A 19,065-nucleotide genomic window follows, 5' to 3' on the forward strand; every position below is an offset into this window, starting at 1 on the left:
GGATTATTCGACGACGAACTCGCCCACCATGCCCTTGTTTTCCAGCCCTTCGGAGTAGAACTCGTAGGTGCCCGGTTTGATCGGTACGAAGAAGATCTCCGCTTCAGAGGCTTCCTCGAACTCAAGTTCGGTCAACGTAGTCGCCTTGATCTCCATATCACCCGCTTCAACCTTGCGCAGGAAGATCGAGGTAAAGAACTCCGGGGCCTGGATCGCGTATTCCTTATAGCCGCTGGAGATGATTTTTAGACTGTACGCCTTACCTGTTTCCATCTCGTAGCGTTTTTGGGACATCGAATAGTCGCTGACATCGTCACCGAGAATCAGATCAGGCAGTTCCTGAGGGCGGGTGGTGAGGTCTCCGGCAGCCTGAGCACCGACGGACACAAGAGAGGCAGCCATCAGCGGCAGTATGGCGCGCTTCAATGAGAACATATGAACTCCATGTTTATTATTTTCGGCTTGTCATTGATATCAGTTCCCCATGCTATCGCTGCGACGCCCACGCAAAATGCTACTTGAGTACTATTTGTTTGCGACCTTCAGCATATTTCTATGCCCCCGCAGCCCCCCTATTCTGGGGTCATCGATAACAACATCCATATAACAACAAGAACGACGTTTATGCTGAAGACACTGCTCGCCGGGGCCCTCTGCGCTCTGGTTTCCGGCGCCTCGCTGGCGGCCACGGACCCTCTCCAAGTCTCGATCGCCTATCTCGGCCAGCAGATCGATCCTGGCCCCGTTCTATCCAATATCATCCCCGAACCGGAGGATGCAGGCCTGCAGGGCGCGCGCCTGGCGATCACTGACAGCAATACCACCGGACGCTTCCTCAAGCAGCACTACAACCTGCATGAAATCGAGGGCGATGACCCGCAACAGCTGGTCGCCTCGGCATTCGATCTTTACAGTCGCGGCATACGCTTTTTTGTCGTCAACACCGACAGCGACACTCTCAGATCGCTGCGTGCGGCCCTGCCGGCAGACAGCCTGCTGATCAACGCCGGTAGTCGCGATGATGCCCTACGCTCCAACCAATGCGTTGACGGCCTGCTGCACACCATTCCTTCCCGCGCCATGCTCGCCGATGCCCTGGCCCAATGGTTGATCATGCGCCGTTGGAGCCGCTGGATGCTGGTTGAGGGTTCTACCGAAGATGACCAGGCCTTCGCTGCCGCGGTTAAGCGTTCGGCCCAGCGTTTTGGCGGCAAGATCGTCGCCGAGAAAGCCTGGAGTTTTGATACCGACCTGCGCCGCACCGCGCAGAAAGAGCTGCCTCCGTTCACCTCCGGCACTGAATATGACGTGGTCGTTGTGGCCGACGAGCGCGGCGATTTTGGCGAATACCTGCCCTACAACACTGGGCTGCCCCGCCCGGTTGTGGGCACCCAGGGGCTCATGCCGACAGGCTGGCACAAAATGATTGAAGCCTGGGGCGCTGCCCAGCTGCAAAGCCGCTTTGAGAAACAGTCCGAGCGCTGGATGAATGAAAAGGATTACGCCAGCTGGGCCGCCATCAGAAGCATCGCCGAAGCGGTCACCCGCACCGGCGATAACAGCTCCGAGGGGGTACGTGGCTACCTGCTGTCCGACAACTTCGAACTGGCCGCCTTTAAGGGTCGCAAACTCAGTTTCCGCAGCTGGAGCGGTCAGCTGCGCCAGCCGATCGCCCTGATCCATCCCCGTGCCCTGGTTTCCAGCTCACCTCAGGAGGGATTCCTGCACCAACGCTCCGAGCTCGACACCCTGGGCTTCGACGAGCCCGAAAGCCCGTGTCAGGTAGCTCGCTAGCCTCTTCGAGGCCCAAAGGACAGAACAAAGGACAGAACCAAGGAGATAAGCATGACTATTAAAACAAAACTGCTCCCACTGATGATCGCCGCCGCGCTGGCTACCCCTGCCGCTCATGCCGCCAAGGCGTATATCTCCAACGAAAAGGACGACACTCTGTCGGTGCTGGATCTGAACACCTGGGAAGTGGTTGAAACCATCGATGTGGGTGAGCGCCCGCGCGGTATCGCGCTGTCGAAGGATCATACCAAGCTGTATATCTGCGCCAGCGACTCGGACACCGTGCAGGTAATGGATCTGGCGACCCACAAGATCATCGAAAACCTGCCCTCCGGCGCCGACCCCGAGCAGTTCGCGCTGCACCCGGATAACCGCAAGCTGTATATCTCCAACGAGGACGACGCCATCGTCACCGTGGTGGATACCGAATCCCATGAGGTGCTGGCTCAGATCGAGGTCGGCGTAGAACCTGAAGGGATGGCGGTAAGCCCTGACGGCAAGTGGGCAGTAAATACCAGTGAAACCACCAATATGCTGCACTGGATCGATACCGAAACCCATGAGTTGGTGGACAACACCCTGGTCGATCAGCGCCCGCGCCACGTTGAATTCCGCGAGGATGGCAAACTGCTTTGGGCCTCTTCCGAGATCGGTGGCACCGTTTCCGTGATCGATGTGGAGAGCCGCCAGATCATCCAAAAGCTCAACTTCGAGATCAAGGGCATTCACCCGGACAAGATTCAGCCGGTGGGCGTGAAACTGACCGCTGACGGCAAGTACGCCTTTATCGCCCTGGGCCCGGCCAACCATGTGGCGGTGGTCGATGCGAACACCTACGAGGTCCTCGATTACCTGCTGGTGGGCCGCCGCGTCTGGCATATGGAGTTCACGCCCGATAAGAAATACCTGCTCACCACCAATGGCATCAGCGGCGACGTATCTGTGATCAACGTGGCGGATATGAAGGTAGAGCGCTCGATCAAGGTGGGCCGCTACCCCTGGGGCGTCGTGACGCTTGCGGATTAACGGCATCGGCTGGCAGAGGTTTTTATGACTATCGCACTGCAGATCGACAGCGTCAGCCACCAATACGGACAGAGGACCGCGCTGGATAACGTCAACATCGGTCTGGTGGAGGGACAGTTTAATGCCCTGCTCGGACCTAACGGCGCCGGCAAGTCCACGCTGTTCGCGTTGTTGACCCGGCTCTACCGGGTGCAGCAGGGAGAGATCCGCCTGGGCGATGATTCAATCAACCGCAATCCACGCGCGCTGCTCGCCCGCCTAGGCGTTGTGTTTCAGCAGAGCACCCTCGATCTCGATCTGACCGTGATGCAGAACCTGGAGTATCACGGCGCACTGCATGGGCTCTCCACGAGAGAGATCCGTCGACGCGCCGCTGCAGAGCTGGAATGGCTTGGGTTGGCGGATCGGACTAAAGACAAGGTGCGTTCGCTGAACGGCGGTCATCGCCGTCGCGTGGAGATCGCCCGCGCCCTGCTGCACCGCCCCGATATCCTGCTGCTGGATGAGGCCAGCGCCGGGCTCGATGTGGCGTCCCGTCAGGCGATCAACAAGGCGGTACGCCAGCTCTGCGAGGAACGGGGACTGACGGTGCTTTGGGCAACCCATCTGCTGGAGGAGATCTCACTGGATGATCCGGTGGTTATCCTCCACCGTGGCCGTGTACTGGCCCAGGGGATCGGTCGCGACGTCTGCCAACAGAGTGATGAAACCTCCCTCGATGCCCTGTTTGACCGGCTCACGTCAGCCAAGGAGGTCACCGCATGATTCTGAATATGTACCTGCATGCCTTCACCGGCGTGGTGAAACGGGAGTTCTGGCGCTTTATCCAGCAGCGCAGCCGTTTTCTCAGTGCGCTGGTGCGTCCGTTACTCTGGCTGGTGGTGTTTGCCGCCGGCTTTCGCGCAGCGCTGGGGGTGGCGATTATTCCGCCCTACGCGACCTACATCACCTATGAGACCTACATAGCACCGGGACTTTGCTGCATGATTCTGCTGTTTAACGGCATGCAGAGTTCGCTGTCGATGGTGTACGACCGGGAGATGGGGAGCATGAAAGTGCTGCTGATGAGCCCGGTACCACGTAGCTGGCTGCTGATCAGCAAGCTGCTCGCCATAGCCCTGATCTCGCTGGTGCAGGTCTACGCCTTTCTGGCGATTGCCTGGCTGGCCGGAGTCGAGCCTCCAGCGCTGGGTTTGATTACCGCCCTACCGGCGCTGATCCTGGTGGCGCTGCTACTGGGTTCAATCGGGCTGTTCCTGTCGGCAAGAATCCGCCAGCTGGAGAACTTCGCCGGGGTGATGAACTTCGTCATCTTCCCGATGTTTTTTCTCTCATCGGCGCTTTATCCGCTCTGGAAGATGCGCGAGTCCAGCGAATGGCTGTACTGGGTCTGCCAGTACAACCCGTTCACCCACGCAGTGGAACTGGTGCGCTTTGCGCTCTACCAGCAGCTTAACCTGCAGGCGCTGGCGATCACCCTGGGCACAACACTGGTGTTCGCCACCCTGGCGGTGATCAGCTTTAACCCGGAGCGCACCGTGCGGGCCGCTCCGGCCAAAGCCTGAACTGAGCTGAAGCCGGAAACCCTCAGGCGGGACGGACCGCGCCGCGACGCCAGGAGGTAAACGCCGCCAGTGCGGCGTAACCGGCGCAGATGATAAAGGCGATGCGCAGCACGCTCATCAACAGCGGATACTGATCCGGCTCTATCTGTGCATTGCCGATAATCAGGTTGAACAGCAGCACCACCACCGCCATGCCGAGCATATTGCCCATGGCGCGGGAGATATTCAGGATCGACGAACCCACGCCAAGCCGCTCTGGCTTCACTACGGAGAGCGCCGCATTGTTGTTCGGCGAGGTGAACAGCCCCATGCCCAGCCCCATCACCAGCAGCAGCACCGCAATAAAGCCCTGCGATGTGGTTTCATCCACGGTGGCCAGGGCCGCCAGCCCGAGCATGAAGAAAACACATCCCAGCGTCGCCGGTACACGCGGTTCAAGACGGTCGGACAGCCGCCCGGAAAGCGGTGCGACCACCGCCATCACCGCCGCCTGCAGCAGCATCAGCTGGCCCGCCTCTGACGGCGTCAGGCCCTGAATGTATTGCAGGTAAAGACTCATCATGAACTGTAGCGGGTAGTTCGCCGAGTACATCAGAAAGCTGGACTGAATAGAGCGGAAAAACACCTTGTTGCCGATCATATGCCGCAGGCGGATCAGCGGATAGGAGGAGCGCTCCTGCTGATAAACGAAGAGTGCCATCGCCGCGGCACCGAACAACGCCAGCAAGGCACCGGTCCAGGAAGGCAGCCAGGAGATACCGACAAACAGCGATGAGGTCGCGGTCATAAAGATCAGGCTGCCTATCCAGTCGAGTCGCTCATGGGGATTGCGCTCGGTTTCATGAACGAAGGTCCCCACCATGATCAGCGCCAGCGCCGCCAGCGGCAGTGGAATCAGGAACACCGAGCGCCAGCCCCAGACATCGGTCAGTATGCCGCCGATCCAGGGACCACAGGTTAGGCCCAGGTAGACCGCCGCCGAGGTGATCCCCAGCGCCATGCCACGGTTATGGTTGGCAAACACGTTACTGACAATCGCCATGCCGGTACCAAAGATCATGGCGCCGGAGATACCCTGAATCAGGCGAATCGCCAGCAACGGTCGGATATCGTTGATCAGCTCAACGCTGAGCGAACTCACCGCAAACAGCAGCGCACCGCCCATGAAGATCTTTTTGCGTCCGAGAATATCGCCGATACGCCCGGCCGGAAGCTGAAATGCCACGGCGCCAAGCAGGTTCATGGTCGGCACCCAGCTGACCAGCACCGCGTCCGCCTTAAGGTCGCTGGCGATCACCGGCAACGCCACATTCACGGACGAAAGACTCATCGGCATGAGGAAAGTGGCGACGCAGACACTGAGCAGCGTCAGCCAGCGTACCGATGCGCTCTCGTAAAGATCCCTGGGGTGACTCATGAATGGCGTTTTCCTTAAAACCGAAGGCGGGCACAAAGTGTAATGGGTATTACGTCAACTTTCAGCTCGAATACCGCCAGAGCCCGAAAACCGGCGACCAGCAGCTATACTCGAAAGTGACAGGTTAAAGGAATGAATTAACTCAGCAGCGGAATCCGGTCCTCCTCAGGAGCCCGTTCCGAGCAGGAGCGACAGCATGAACACCAAGCCCAGACAATCGGGCAAAAACAGAAGCAAGGGAGGGCGAATTCTGACGCTCACTGATCTTGAAGATCAGAACCGTATCTTCCGTGGCAGCGGCGGCGTCAGTGAAGAAAACCGCATTCTCGGCTTCCGGCCGGCCTTCTACGATATGGAAAGCGGTGTTGTGCTCCCCTCTCGTTTCGCTGACGGTCGCGAGGCGCCCATGCATCTGCTGGATGGACTCCCCGAGGAGTTGATCGCATCCCGCGATGACAACGGCCGCCCCTGCGCTGCCCGCGCCGGTATCGTCGCCGGCTTCTCTCGTAATCAGCAGTTCTATACCCGGGATCAGGCTGCTTCCGCCACACGGCAGATGAAGGAGCGCTCCCTGCTGTTAAGCAACCCCGAGCAGCACGAACAGCTACTGGATATCTGGGTCGCATTCATGGCCGACCATCAGCTGCCGCCCAACCTCGTTAGACCGGTGGTCGCCCAGTCATGGATCCGCTGCAAGGACTCGGGGCTTGACCCCACCCGCTCAGACGCCCCCGCCAGCGACCAGGACGAGCTCGCGTACCGCCAAGCCTCAAACACCGAGCTGCTTGATGCGGCCCAACCGATACTGCGTCATGCGCGCGATGCCCTGTTTCGCGCCGACAGCATTATGGTGCTCAGCGATGCCCAAGGACTCATCCTGGAAGCGGAAGCGGATAAGGCGGTCTACAGTGCCGCAGGCCGGGTGAACCTAATTGAGGGCGGGCAATGGGGAGAGTTCGCGGTTGGCACCAATGCCATAGGCACCGCCATTGCGGCAGAAGAACCGGTGCAGCTTTATGGCGCTGAGCATTTCTGTGCCGGCATCAAGCGCTGGACCTGCTCCGCCGATGTGATTCGTGACCCGCATGACGGCCAGATACTCGGCGCCGTGGACCTGTCTGGCCTGACCGATACCTATCAGCATGAGGCACTGGAATTTGTTATCACCGCCGCGCGGCTGATCGAGGGAAACCTTGCCGAACGCTATTTTGCCCAGCGCGAGGACGTTATCCGCTGCTGCAAAGCGGCGTTTAGCGATTGGCGCAGCGAGGGGCTACTGGCTTTTGACCGCCGCGGCCGCCTGGTACGCGCAAACCAGCAGTCACAGAAACTGCTGGCTGCGATAGATTCGTCGCTGCCGATGACGCCCCAAACCCGCCTGGCGCCTTTGGATCTGGCGATCAATCCGAACCTGAACAACCTGCCTGAATGGCTGTCGCCCCATCAGTTACAGACGATCCGCGACGGTAAGCGGATTATCGGTACGCTGGTGATTCTGTGCCAACCGCATTGACTGCAGCCCACCGTCAGTGGAACAGCGACTTATTCTGCTTCGGCCTGCGCAGGCTCGCCAGAAACAGCACCGCCGACACCAGTACCCAGATAGCAGAGATAGCCACCAGCGCTTCGGCCATGGAGATATTAAACGGCATCATTGGCGTATAACCGCAGGGCTCCCAGGGCTCGAACATGGCCGGAGACCATTCATGCAGCGGCAGCCAGCTTGGGAAATTGGGATCCATGGTGCAGCTCTCACCGGCGGTGCCCCGCTCGACGCCCAGGGTGATCCAGCTGGAATACAGCATGCCCGCCGATAAGCCCAGGGAAGCGAGTTGACCCAGCACCGCAAGCGGACCGCCCACAATCAGCATCAGCAGCGCAACAATACCCAATCCCATGATCCATGCCCTGATATGCACGCATAACACACAGGGGCCGTAATCGAGCACGTACTGGTAATAGAGCGCCGTGCCCTCGAGCAGCAGGCAGGCAATCAGAACAAGAAACCAGAAGACACGGCTGCGAGCTGTAGCGGAGAGAAAGTCGAGCATCATTTTCCTATAGATTCAAAGGACTGCGGGCCGAAAGATAATGATTATTACTCTACAGGGATAAACTTCAACCCTGTAGTCAAAACTGACGCCAATATCATGCGACATGTCATTTCGTCGCTAAGACAACAATAACAGCCGATAAAAAGGTGCCGATAAAGATCTACCGCCGCGAAACATTACACATTGACCGATGCGGCGCCAATGTCGATGCGTCGTTCTCTGACTGCTCAACACAGAGATTTTACAGAATTCAGAATTTAGAGTTCCGGCCCGGTCGGCAGCGGCGGTCTGCTGGCCGGGAAACTGACTAATGGCAACTGATCAGCCCATGGGGCTGATGTTCCATCAATTGGATGAAACTTTGGTGATCAAGTTCAAGAAGTTCGGTGTGATCGCCACTTTCGATAAAGCAGGCCTGCTCTTTCGCCAGGGAATCGTCCCAGATGATCTTCATGTTGTAGGCCTGACCGAGCGAAGGTACAGCGCCGGGATCACAGTCCCGAAACAGGATTCTCACATCCCTCTGCGCTGCCGGTTCCAACAGACGGTTCAGTGAACGATTCACCGCGTTCAGGTCCACCTGACGATCGGACGGCACCACGGCCATCACAAAGCCCTCTTCATCTTTCAATACCACGCCCTTGGCGACTCGGTGAGCCGGAACCCGCGCAGCAAAAGCCGAGCGCATGGCCGTTTCGGTATAGGGGTGGTGGCGCAGATGGTAGGGAACCTTCTGCCGATCCAGGTAGGATTGCAATGTGGATGAAATAGACATGGTTTGCTCCTCGCAGCCCAACTTCCCCCGCTTCGTGCGGAAGATAGATACTGCCTCCTTCGATGACTGATATCATCTTACAGATTAGCTGCTGAAGCCCTTTCCTGCCGTGCCCCAGGCGAAGAAAACCAGCCCTGTACGCACCGTGAGGGGAGCCGTCAAAGCCGGGATTGGACGTAGTCCGCAATCACGGAGCGAGCGTCCTCATCCATGCTGATAATTTTGAGGCCGAGCGCGGCACGATCTGCGGACATACGACGTTTATAGACGACTCGACACAGGCTCGAGAGCGTCTTACCTGCCAATTGAAAATCGAGACTCAGTTCGATACCTGCCTTACCGGCATCCGCCTTCAGCGCGGCCAGTTGGCCACCGCCCTCTATCTGGAATCCAGAGAGGCTGAGATTAACCAGCTGAACTGGAAACTGGTCACTGCCCTTATTCGCCTGCGCACTGAGATCGGCGAACACGCGGGGATAAAGGCGCCTGTCAGCGTCCATCAACTACTCCTCATATACGCGTTATTTCAACAGTTTAGGCTAGAAACCTTAGGCAGTAAATGGGTTTACGCCCACATCGCAGCCGGTGTATAAAACAGTACTTTAGTACTGGTTCGATTCCACGATGGTTTAATTCCCTAGTGGCCGGCTAACGGCTGTAATAGTCGTAACTAAAATAGTGAAAGCGCAATTGCGTGGCACCCAACTCCCTATACAAAAACGATAAGAGGGAAACAACGTGTACAAAATTCTGATTGCCGACGATCACCCTCTATTTCGTGAAGCGATTATCAATGTAATCCAGAGTGGTTTTCCCGGATCTGAGACAATCGAAACCGAAGATCTGGAAACCGCCCTGCAACTGGCTACCGAAGACGATGATCTTGATCTGGTGCTCCTCGACCTGAACATGCCCGGCATGCATGGGCTTAACGGCCTTATCTCCCTGCGTAATGAAGCCCCCACGGTCCCGGTCGTGATCGTTTCCGCCGAAGATGACAAGCAGATTGTCCTGCAGGCTATTACCTGCGGCGCGGTCGGTTTCATCTCCAAGTCCTCACCGCGCCCACAGATGACGGAGGCGCTGCAACAGATACTCAACGGCAACGTTTACCTGCCCTCGGATATCATCCGCTCCGCCTCCAGCGACAACCGCCGTCAGCGGCGCATGAGCGAACCGCAGATTCCGCCTGAAATGCTCAACTCCCTGACGCGCCGCCAGTTACTGGTGCTAGAGCGCATGGCCCAGGGCGAATCCAACAAGCAGATCGCCTACAACCTCAGCATCGCCGAAACCACCGTGAAGGCCCACGTATCGGCCATCCTGCGTAAGCTCGGCGTGCATAACCGGGTGCAGGCGATTCTCTCCGCCAGCGATATCGACTTCGCCCATTACCTGAGACGCTAACCCAGCGCGCTCAGTTAGCCGAAAAAGAAAGGGCCGCTTCATGCGGCCCTTAACGTTTCTATCACTTCCCGACGGATCAAACCGCTTCGCGGACCTGCTGCGTTTCGGTGATATAAGCGACGATATCCTCAATGCTCAACAACGGCATCTGATGCTTGCGTGCAAACAGGGCAAGCTCAGGCAGGCGCGCCATGGTGCCATCCTCGTTGGTCACTTCGCAGAGCACACCCGCCGGGTTCAAACCCGCCAAGCGCATCAGGTCGACCGTGCCTTCGGTATGACCACGGCGTGCGAGAACGCCTTCGGGTTGGGCGCGCAGCGGGAACACATGACCAGGACGCGCCAGGTCATCCGGCGTGCAATCCGCGGCAATCGCCGTCTTGATGGTCTGGACCCGGTCGGCAGCGGAGACACCGGTGGTCACTCCCTGCTTCGCTTCGATGGTCACCGTGAAGCCGGTACCGTGGCGGCTGGTGTTGTCCTGCACCATCATCGGCAGTTCCAGCTGCTTGATCTTCTCATCGGTGAGACAAAGGCAGACGATACCGCTGCATTCGCGGATCAGCAGCGCCATCTGCTGGTTGGTCAGATGCTCTGCGGAATAGATCAGGTCACCTTCGTTTTCGCGATCTTCGTCATCGACGAGCAGAACGCCCTGGCCGTTGCGCAGGGATTCCAGTGCCCGTTCAACGCGGCTGGTACTGTCACCAAAGGTGTCGAGGATATTAATGGGTTCGATCTGATTCATGGATAACTCCGTGTTGATTCCAGAATCAGGGCATGAAGGAATAGCCAGATATGGATACTGGCAAGCAGGCGTGCACAGGCGCCATACGGGGATGGCGCACGAAGCGAACCTAAATCTCTTCCATCCGGACTTTAACCGTCGGCTCCGGCATCTCACCGGATCTGCTGACCCTGCCATCGGCAGGCGCTCGCGGGCTCTTTCGTTGCGCTCTTGGTGCCAGGAAAACGGCTGCGCAGACAAAAATACCGCCGGTGGGGAATTTCGCCCCGCCCTGAGAATTTAAGCTGATATGTAATAAAAGCGCTCTTACCCTACCCTAAAGGGTCTGCGACGGAAAGCTGACAACACAATGCCGCGAGGAACTGAGTGTTCCTTGCAGCGTTGTGTTCTCAGAGAGTGGGCTCAGGCAGTTTGAGGATCGATCAGGTGGCTCAACATGGTCTTCAGCTTCAACGGCCTGATCGGCTTGTGCATCAGGTGATAGCCCAACGAGCGCATCTCCTGTTTGAGTTCATTACTGTAGTTGGCGGTGATCATCAGTACCGGCGGCTCGTCCGGCCTCTGCGGCATGATCTCTCGCACCAGGTCGACGCCGTTCACGCCATCGTCCAGATGGTAGTCAACGATCAACAGATCCAGCCGCGCGGAGCCGACGGCAACCTTCTCGCGCAACTGTTCCAGGCTCAGTGCGGTGACGATCTCACAACCCCAGCCTTCCAGTAGCGTGGACATACCATCGCAGATCGACTGATCGTTATCGATCATCCAAACACTGGCGCCCTGCAGCCGGTCACCAAAGTCGTTCACCTTCAACTGCGGCACCGTATGCTGAGGCGCCAGTTCGCCGTAGGGGATCAGTACCGAGAATATCGATCCACGGCCGGGGGTTGAGCGCACATCGATTCGATGACCGAGCATGCTGGCGATCTTGTCGACGATTGCCAGGCCCAGGCCGAGTCCCTTGTCCTGACCGGCGTTATTACCCCGTTTGAACTCCTGAAAGATGGTGGCCAGCTGGTCGGAGGGAATACCGCTGCCGGTATCACACACCTGGATCTCAAGCCCCTCGCGCCTGCGACGACAGCCTAGCAGTATGTTGCCGCCGGCGCCGGTATAGCGCACGGCGTTAGAAAGCAGGTTCCGCAGGATGCGCCCTAGCAGCGCCGGATCGCTGTGCACCACGGCCTTGGAGTTAACCGCGTGAAAGCTCAGCCCTTCGCTCTGGGCTATATGGGTGTACTCCGAGGCGATATTTTCCAACAGTTCGTTGATATGGAACGCGGATACGTCCGGCTTGATCACCCCTGCATCGAGCTTGGAGATATCGACCAGGGTGCTCAGCAACCGCTCCACATCCTCCAGTGAATTACTTACCGAGCCGATCAGGCCTGCAATACGCTCTGGCATCGGCTGTTCCAGCAAGGCGCCGGTAAACAGCCGGGCCGCATTCAACGGCTGCAGCAGGTCGTGACTGACCGCCGCCAGGAATTTGGTTTTCGACAGGTTCGCACGCTCCGCCTCCTGCTTGGCGTCACGCAGCCGCGATTCGATGGTTTTTCGTTCGCCGATCTCCAGCCGCAGCTGCTGGTTTACCTCGGTCAGCTCCGAGGTGCGTTCACGTACGCGCTGCTCCAGGTTTTCATAGGCCTGCTGCAGCGCCAGCGAGGTACGACGGCGCTCGGTGATATCGCGGATCATGACGAAGAAGCCCACCGGCTTGCCATCGGCACCCAGATTCGGCACGTAGGCTTTAAGCAGGTAACGGTTCTCGCCGAGCGCGTTGGCCTCTTCGATTTCGAAGGTAACGCTCTCTCCTTCCATCGCCCGTTTAACGTAGGGTTCCAGGCGCTCATACTGAACCTCACCATGCACGCGACTCATGGTCTCGCCGATCAGCGAGCCGCGCGGCCAGCCGTACCACTCGTCATACACCTTGTTGGTGAACTGATAGCGCATCCCTTCACCGATATAGGCGATCAGCGCCGGCACGTGGTCGGTAATCACGCGGATCCAGCGCTCGCTTTCACGCAGGGTTTCGGCGTAACGGGAGTGGTCGGTGATATCGGTGTAGGTGTTGACGTAGCCACCGGCGGAGAGCGGATGGGTGCGGATCTCTATCACCCGACCATCGCGGAGCTCCTGGGTCAGTTCTGTGAGCGGATTGTCGGCTTCATCCCGCGATCTTGGTGTCAGGAGGGTTACATCGGAGGCGCTCATCAGCTGTTCAAAGCGCGGACTGTCAGCCAACTGCTCGGCGTTGAGGAGAGTAAGCTCCAGGAACAGGTCGTTCCAGATCTCCACGCGGCCCTCGGCGTTGATCAGCGCCACGCCCTGAGACAGGTTATCCACGGTGCTCTGCAGCAGGCGGGATTTGACCGCCAGCGCCTGTTCGCGCTGGGCAGCTTCGGATGCCTTTAGCTCGGTAATATCGGTGTAGAGCGCGACCATACCGCCATCGCCGGTTTCACGGCTGCTCATCTGCAGCCAGCGCCCGTCACAGAGGCGGTAGATATTCGCATCCTCACCCTGCCAGACCTGGGTTTCGACGATCAGGTTACGCTCGAGCCCCAATTCCAGACAACGTTCGATGGTAATACCGCGCTGAATATTGACGCCGCACAGCGCCCAGATTTCACGGAAGCGGTTATTGAACAGGACCAGTTTCCGGTCCGCATCGAACAGCGCAAAAGCGTCGGAAATACTTTCAATTGCGTCGATAAGTCGTTGATGTGCAGTGGCTGCTTCTTCGTTGGCCTGCTTCAACGCCTGGTTGGAATACTTCAGATCATGCAGCGCCGCGTTAAGCGCTTCGGTGCGCTCTCGTACCTGCTCGGCCAGGGTGACTGAATGCTCGAACGCAGCGTAGGGCTCGGCACGTAAGCCACTACTGGCTTCGACCCTTTCGATCAGCGCATCGCGGATACGGCACAAGCGACCGTTTTCCGCCTCCAGCTCTTCGACCCGTGCGCGCAGCTGTTCTGGAGTCAGCTGCTCTTGATTATGCGGCTCTTCATTACACTGATCGGAAGTAAGCTGCTCTTTCACCGCCTTATCCATTGCGGTTGCGCTGGCCGATAACGACGCCGGTGAAGGTCTGGTTGATGTGCATGCCGTCATACTGTTCCCCGTAGGTGTTGAAACCGATCACACGGTGGGCCTGTAAAAAGCGGGACATGGTCTCTTCTTCGCCATTGAGCTCCAGTTCCATACGGCGCAGGAAGCAGTCACAGCCGATGGTAATCAGCGGCTGGCCGATCTCCGCCTCGATACGGTCAAAATGACCAGACAGGTCGTCAAGCAGTGAATCCGGCTTCATGGCGGTCAGCACTATGCCGTTCTCCACGGCGCAGTAAAACGTCAGACTGCCATCCGGATTGACCCGCTGAATCGAGCGCACGTAGTACTCCTGCCCAATACGTACCGCCAGTGGTCGCAGCGCAAAGGTGGAGACATCCAGATCCTCCACCCGCATGCCCACCAGCGCGGCATACTCCTCGGCTGCAGGGGCCGCATTGAGCTCAAAAACGGTTCGGGTGCGTGGATCTGACGCCGTGACCACCATCTTTTCGTTAAGCGGGCGCAGATGGTGGGTGGTGAATACCTCAAAATCCAGCGGTGTGCTGACCAGAATGACGATGGCGGCCTGGGTATGGAAGCGCCCCTGGTAGTAGACATGGGTATTGGTCAGGTGGATATCGTCGCCGGCGGAGCCGCCAAACAGGGGAATGCTGCCGAGGGCGGAGTTCAGCGTCATCAGCACCATCTCCTCCTGGCTCGACAGACCATCAAGCAGCGTCAGCGCAAAGCTGTGGCCCTTGATCGGTGCGACTCTCGCCTCGCGGCAGGAACCGACCAGGCGCGACACCAGTTCCTGAGCGTTGGAGAGAGAAAAACGATCCAGTGACTCGACCAGCTCGACATCGATGGCGAAGAGATTTCTATCGAACCCGATGGCGGTGATGCTGCCGCGGTCGTAGCCTTCGGGCGTGACTTCTCCGGCGGTGGTGCAACCGGCGACGCTGATATCGCCAAAGTGGGCATCCAGTGCAGAACTCAGTACTTCTAGATCATACTCAGCGGAACAGAAAAACAGCACGAATCCGATCTCGGGGTGACTGAGCTGCTGAAATATCTCCCCCGCTGCTGCGGCCGGATCTTTTAGATCGGAGACGGCGGTTCTCACCGGCTCTCTGATAATGGGGGCATTCATCGCGATTCTCTCAAGTCTGTCGCTGTTTACTCTGATTGTAGGCACACAAGCCTTGGGGGGTTAATGCTACTTGAGTACTGATATTGAGGATGCGAGAGATGTAGAAGCCTCCTTCAAGGCTTCTACCGACTTAACAACCCCCAGGTCGGCCGTACGGGATCAGATAACGCAGGCTAGGTTTCCACGACGCGCTGCAGATAGTCAGCGTCGAGATCCGAGCTACACAGCTGGATAAACTGGTAGACGTACTGGCGCAATAAACGGCCACGCTTCAATGCGATGGAGGTTTGGTTTTCAGCAAACAGCCTGTGTACGTTGATCACCTCCAGGCCCTCGTCCCTATCCATATCGAACGCCATGGGGGCGATAATCCCGATCCCCAAACCCAGTTCGACGTAGGACTTGATCACATCGGCATCCAGAGCCGACATGACGATGTCCGGCGTGATACCCGCGTGACTGAACGCCTTTTCCACCTTTGAACGGCCGGTAAAACCTTCGTGGTAGGTGATGATCGGGTATTTGCCGATCTCGGAGAGGTCCGGCGAATCGACCTCGGTGAGCGGATGTCCTTTAGGGACAATCACCACGTGATGCCAACTGTAGAAAGGAAAGGCGGCGAAGTCCGCGGCCTGATCCAGCGCCTCGGTGGCGATCGCTACATCCACCTCACCACTGCGCAGTAGCTGGGCGATCTCCGCAGGACCCGACTGGTGAAGTTTAAGCCTGACGCCGGGGTAAAGCTCACGAAATTTCGACAAGATCGCGGGCAGTGAATAACGCGCCTGGGTATGAGTCGTGGCAATCGATAGCTCGCCCACATTCTGTCGGACATACTGATCCGCCAATGTACGCATATTGGCCGCCTCCTCCAGGATGCGTTCGGCGCTGCGCGCAAGCTCCCTACCCGGCTCAGTCAGCCCGAGCAGGCGTTTGCCTTTACGGATGTAGATATCGACGCCCAGCTCCTCCTCGAGGTCTTTGATGTGCTTGGACACACCCGACTGCGAGGTAAACAGGTTATTGGCGACGTCGGTGAGGTTAAAATTTCGCCGCACGGTCTCCCTGAGAATCCTCAGTTGCTGAAAATTCATGCTCGGGTTCCTGCAGGCACTGATGGATGATCCCCGCTGCGCTCAAACAGGCGCAGTGTGGACGGCCTGATCCGCACCTGCTGTCCGGATCTGAGGCTGAGCTGCGCCGCGCGTTCATTGCTGATCTCCACCTCGAAGTGCTGGCCCAGTGCACCCTCAATCCCCTCCAGCTCGACGCGGGAGCTAAGCCCGAATGAGAGCACCCTGTTCACACGCGCACAGATACCCTCTTTTTCCGCAGGGTCCGGCAGTATCTCCAGCTCATGGGGCCGGGCGAATGCAAACACCTCGGTGTCGAGGCAAAAACCCGGTGCGGGATGGGCGAGCGTTTCGTCACCTACGCGCAGCACATTTTCGCCGACGCGACCGTGAAAAAGGTTCACCGAGCCGAGAAAGCCATAGACAAAGGGCGTTTCGGGCTGGCGGTAAACCTGCTCTGGCGAACCCACCTGTTCAACCTGGCCGCGATTCATCAGTACCACTTTATCGGCCACCTCCAGCGCCTCCTCCTGATCGTGGGTCACGAAAATCGAGGTGATATGCAGTTCATCGTGCAGCTGTCGCAGCCAGCGCCTGAGCTCTTTGCGCACTTTCGCATCCAAGGCGCCGAAGGGCTCATCAAGCAGCAGAACACGGGGCTCCACCGCCAGTGCGCGGGCCAGGGCGACGCGCTGACGCTGACCACCGGAGAGTTGGGCAGGAAAGCGCTCAGCCAGCCAGTCCAGCTGCACAAGATCGAGCAGCTGATGAACCTTGCGCCGTATCTGCTGTTCCGTTGGTCGCTGACGGCGCGGCTTCATGCGCATTCCAAAGGCGACGTTATCGAAAACCGTCATGTGCTTGAACAGAGCGTAGTGCTGGAACACAAAGCCGACCTGGCGCTCTCTGACATGGGTACTGGACGCATCTTCACCCTCTAGCCACACCTGGCCTGAATCCGCCTGTTCAAGTCCCGCTATAATTCGCAGCAACGTCGTCTTGCCACAGCCGGACGGCCCCAGCAGCGCGACGAGTTCGCCACTGGGAAACTCCAGACTGATGTTGTCCAGGGCCTGGTAGTCGCCAAAACGCTTCTGGATGTTTCTTACCTGAATACTCATGAGTTCCTATCCTTAATGAGCGCCAACCGCTGCCTGGGCCCTGTGCTCCACCCAGGATTTGATCGACAGCGTGACCAGCGCGAGCAGCGCCAGCAGCGACGCCACGGCGAAAGCGGCTGAAAAGTTATATTCGTTGTACAAAATCTCTACGTGCAGCGGCAGGGTGTTGGTGAGCCCGCGAATATGGCCCGATACCACGGACACGGCGCCAAACTCCCCCATGGCGCGGGCATTACACAGAATCACACCGTAGATCAGCCCCCATTTCACATTGGGCAGGGTCACGTGCCAGAACGCCTGCCAGCCGTTGGCGCCCAGCACGATGGCCGCCTCCTCTTCCTCCCTGCCCTGCGCCTGCATCAACGGGATCAACTCGCGGGCGATAAACGGGAAGGTCACAAAGACCGTGGCCAGCACGATCCCGGGGATCGCGAAGATGATCTTTAAATCCCAGCTCTGCAGCAGCCCGCCGAACCAGCCATTGACGCCGAAAACCAGCACATACATCAGGCCGACAATCACCGGCGACACCGAAAACGGTAAATCGATAAACGTGATCAGCAAGTGTTTGCCTCTGAAGTCGAACTTCGCGATCAGCCAGGCTGCCGCCACGCCAAATACCAGGTTCAGTGGCACGGCAATGACCGCCGCGATAAATGTCAGCCTCAAGGCGGCCAGAGCATCGGGATCAAGCAGCGCCTGCCAGTAGAGCCCGATCCCCTTGCGAAAGGCCTCCACAAATACCGCGATCAGCGGCATCAGCAGAAAGACACCAAAGAACAGCAGTGCGATGGCTACGACCATACGCCGGAGCCACACTGGCTCCCGCGTGGCATGATTGATCTCGAAGCTGGTCTGATGCCCGCGGGCGATGCCAGTAACCGGTAACAGAAGTGTGCTGCTCATCAGCCCGCCCTCCCTGTGCGTCTTGCGCTCCATGCCTGCAGGCCGTTTATCGACAGCAACATGATGAATGAAAAGATCAGCATGACGACGGCGATGGCGGTAGCACCGGTGTAGTCGTATTGCTCCAGCTTGGTGATGATCATCAGCGGCGTGATTTCTGACACCCTGGGGATATTCCCCGCGATAAATATCACCGAACCGTATTCGCCGACGGCCCTGGCGAACGCCAGCGCAAAGCCGGTTAGCAAAGCCGGCCATAACACCGGCACCACCACATACCTGAAGCTCTGCCAGCGATTGGCACCAAGACTCGCGGCCGCCTCCTCAAGCTCTGCATCAAGGTCCTGAAGCACCGGCTGCACCGTGCGCACCACGAATGGAAGTCCGATAAAGACAAGCGCGATCAACACACCGAGCGGGGCAAACGCCACGCGGATACCGAAATAACCCTCGATAATCTGTCCCAGCCAGCCATTGCGGGCGTAGAGCGCGGTCAGTGCGATCCCGGCCACAGCCGTCGGCAAGGCAAAAGGCAGATCGATCAGTGCATCGACCAGTTTTTTCCCCGGAAAGGAGTAGCGCACCAGCACCCAGGCCAGCATCAGGCCAAACGCCATATTGATGAGGCCTGCCAGAAGCGAAGAACCGAATGAGAGCCGGTAGGACGCTACAACCCGGTCAGCGGTCACCACCGTCCAGAACTCCGCCATGCTGAACTCGCTGGCCTTGATAAATACCGCCGATAAGGGAATCAGCACCAGGATTGAGAGATAGAGCAGTGTGTACCCAAGGGTAAGATTAAACCCTGGCAACACACTGAAAGATCTGGTCACTGCCATGATCCCGCGCCTCCTGACAGAGCAACGGGATCTGCCGCAGAGCACCTTCTCGCGATGCTCAGGTACCCACCCTTGGGAAACAGAGCACCGCGTGCACTTCGAGCTTGGGTTAAAGACATTTAGTTTCTCC

Annotated in this window: 18 protein-coding genes and 1 riboswitch; of the genes, 6 read left to right on the forward strand and 12 right to left on the reverse strand. The window is 58.2% G+C overall.

Annotated features, from left to right (window positions below; all coding sequences use genetic code 11):
• Window positions 1-3: 3 nt before the first annotated feature.
• The gene (locus C4S72_RS04980) at window positions 4-435 is read right to left on the reverse strand and encodes a cupredoxin domain-containing protein (RefSeq protein WP_104001934.1); all 432 of its coding nucleotides are present in this window, start codon (window positions 433-435) and stop codon (window positions 4-6) included.
• 189 nt (window positions 436-624) lie between these two features.
• Between C4S72_RS04980 and C4S72_RS04985 the strand changes: the two genes are divergently transcribed.
• From C4S72_RS04985 to C4S72_RS05000, 4 genes are read left to right on the forward strand one after another with little or no spacing between them, the layout of a single operon-like run.
• Window positions 625-1,794, forward strand: a complete 1,170-nt coding sequence (locus tag C4S72_RS04985; protein ID WP_104001935.1) for an ABC transporter substrate-binding protein — start codon at window positions 625-627, stop codon at window positions 1,792-1,794.
• A 51-nt stretch (window positions 1,795-1,845) separates the two neighbouring features.
• Window positions 1,846-2,820: a YVTN family beta-propeller repeat protein gene (locus C4S72_RS04990; RefSeq protein ID WP_104001936.1), complete on the forward strand. Its 975-nt coding sequence runs from the start codon at window positions 1,846-1,848 to the stop codon at window positions 2,818-2,820.
• A 24-nt stretch (window positions 2,821-2,844) separates the two neighbouring features.
• The gene (locus C4S72_RS04995; protein WP_104001937.1) at window positions 2,845-3,585 is read left to right on the forward strand and encodes an ABC transporter ATP-binding protein; all 741 of its coding nucleotides are present in this window, start codon (window positions 2,845-2,847) and stop codon (window positions 3,583-3,585) included.
• Entirely contained in the window at window positions 3,582-4,385 is an 804-nt protein-coding gene (locus C4S72_RS05000) for an ABC transporter permease (RefSeq protein ID WP_104001938.1), read from the forward strand. Before C4S72_RS04995 ends, C4S72_RS05000 begins: the two co-directional genes overlap by 4 nt.
• A 22-nt stretch (window positions 4,386-4,407) precedes the next feature.
• On the opposite strand, the gene C4S72_RS05005 is transcribed toward C4S72_RS05000, so the two are convergent.
• Window positions 4,408-5,802 carry an MFS transporter gene (locus tag C4S72_RS05005; protein WP_104001939.1) on the reverse strand — a complete coding sequence of 465 codons (1,395 nt, stop codon included), beginning with the start codon at window positions 5,800-5,802 and terminating at the stop codon, window positions 4,408-4,410.
• 196 nt (window positions 5,803-5,998) lie between these two features.
• Here C4S72_RS05005 and C4S72_RS05010 point away from each other — a divergent pair, with 196 nt between their 5' ends.
• Window positions 5,999-7,315: a sigma-54-dependent Fis family transcriptional regulator gene (locus C4S72_RS05010; protein WP_104001940.1), complete on the forward strand. Its 1,317-nt coding sequence runs from the start codon at window positions 5,999-6,001 to the stop codon at window positions 7,313-7,315.
• A gap of 13 nt (window positions 7,316-7,328) precedes the next feature.
• On the opposite strand, the gene C4S72_RS05015 is transcribed toward C4S72_RS05010, so the two are convergent.
• The 3 genes from C4S72_RS05015 to C4S72_RS05025 all read right to left on the reverse strand — a co-directional run bounded on the left by C4S72_RS05015 (window position 7,329) and on the right by C4S72_RS05025 (window position 9,131).
• Window positions 7,329-7,853 (reverse strand): disulfide bond formation protein B, encoded by a 525-nt coding sequence (locus C4S72_RS05015; RefSeq protein WP_160115445.1) that lies wholly within the window; start codon window positions 7,851-7,853, stop codon window positions 7,329-7,331.
• Between the two features lie 310 nt (window positions 7,854-8,163).
• On the reverse strand, window positions 8,164-8,631 hold the full coding sequence (locus tag C4S72_RS05020; protein WP_104001942.1) for an aminoacyl-tRNA deacylase: 468 nt from the start codon (window positions 8,629-8,631) through the stop codon (window positions 8,164-8,166).
• Between the two features lie 158 nt (window positions 8,632-8,789).
• Window positions 8,790-9,131 carry a PilZ domain-containing protein gene (locus tag C4S72_RS05025; RefSeq protein ID WP_104001943.1) on the reverse strand — a complete coding sequence of 114 codons (342 nt, stop codon included), beginning with the start codon at window positions 9,129-9,131 and terminating at the stop codon, window positions 8,790-8,792.
• Between the two features lie 238 nt (window positions 9,132-9,369).
• Between C4S72_RS05025 and C4S72_RS05030 the strand changes: the two genes are divergently transcribed.
• Entirely contained in the window at window positions 9,370-10,038 is a 669-nt protein-coding gene (locus tag C4S72_RS05030) for a response regulator (protein WP_104001944.1), read from the forward strand.
• Window positions 10,039-10,114: 76 nt separating this feature from the next.
• Here the strand turns inward: C4S72_RS05030 and ribB are convergent, their stop codons facing one another.
• The 7 genes from ribB to cysT form a co-directional block, all read right to left on the reverse strand.
• Window positions 10,115-10,786 carry a 3,4-dihydroxy-2-butanone-4-phosphate synthase gene (gene ribB, locus C4S72_RS05035; RefSeq protein WP_104001945.1) on the reverse strand — a complete coding sequence of 224 codons (672 nt, stop codon included), beginning with the start codon at window positions 10,784-10,786 and terminating at the stop codon, window positions 10,115-10,117.
• A 108-nt stretch (window positions 10,787-10,894) separates the two neighbouring features.
• Window positions 10,895-11,069, reverse strand: a riboswitch (FMN riboswitch).
• Between the two features lie 119 nt (window positions 11,070-11,188).
• Window positions 11,189-13,831 carry a hybrid sensor histidine kinase/response regulator gene (locus C4S72_RS05040; RefSeq protein ID WP_327332473.1) on the reverse strand — a complete coding sequence of 881 codons (2,643 nt, stop codon included), beginning with the start codon at window positions 13,829-13,831 and terminating at the stop codon, window positions 11,189-11,191.
• Window positions 13,832-13,835: 4 nt separating this feature from the next.
• Complete coding sequence (nosP, locus tag C4S72_RS05045) at window positions 13,836-14,996, reverse strand: nitric oxide-sensing protein NosP (RefSeq protein WP_104001947.1); 1,161 nt, start codon at window positions 14,994-14,996, stop codon at window positions 13,836-13,838.
• Between the two features lie 173 nt (window positions 14,997-15,169).
• A complete protein-coding gene (locus C4S72_RS05050; protein WP_104001948.1) occupies window positions 15,170-16,090 on the reverse strand; it encodes a CysB family HTH-type transcriptional regulator in 921 nt (306 codons plus the stop codon).
• Window positions 16,087-17,190, reverse strand: coding sequence for a sulfate/molybdate ABC transporter ATP-binding protein (locus C4S72_RS05055; RefSeq protein ID WP_104001949.1), 1,104 nt, complete (start codon window positions 17,188-17,190; stop codon window positions 16,087-16,089). The genes C4S72_RS05050 and C4S72_RS05055 overlap by 4 nt, the downstream gene beginning before the upstream one ends.
• A 12-nt stretch (window positions 17,191-17,202) precedes the next feature.
• On the reverse strand, window positions 17,203-18,096 hold the full coding sequence (cysW, locus tag C4S72_RS05060; protein ID WP_200826672.1) for a sulfate ABC transporter permease subunit CysW: 894 nt from the start codon (window positions 18,094-18,096) through the stop codon (window positions 17,203-17,205).
• Entirely contained in the window at window positions 18,096-18,935 is an 840-nt protein-coding gene (cysT, locus tag C4S72_RS05065) for a sulfate ABC transporter permease subunit CysT (protein ID WP_104001951.1), read from the reverse strand. Before cysT ends, cysW begins: the two co-directional genes overlap by 1 nt.
• Between the last annotated feature and the right edge of the window lie 130 nt (window positions 18,936-19,065).

The organism is Marinobacterium lutimaris (genome assembly GCF_900108065.1).
Taxonomy (GTDB): Bacteria; Pseudomonadota; Gammaproteobacteria; order Pseudomonadales; family Balneatricaceae; genus Marinobacterium_D; species Marinobacterium_D lutimaris.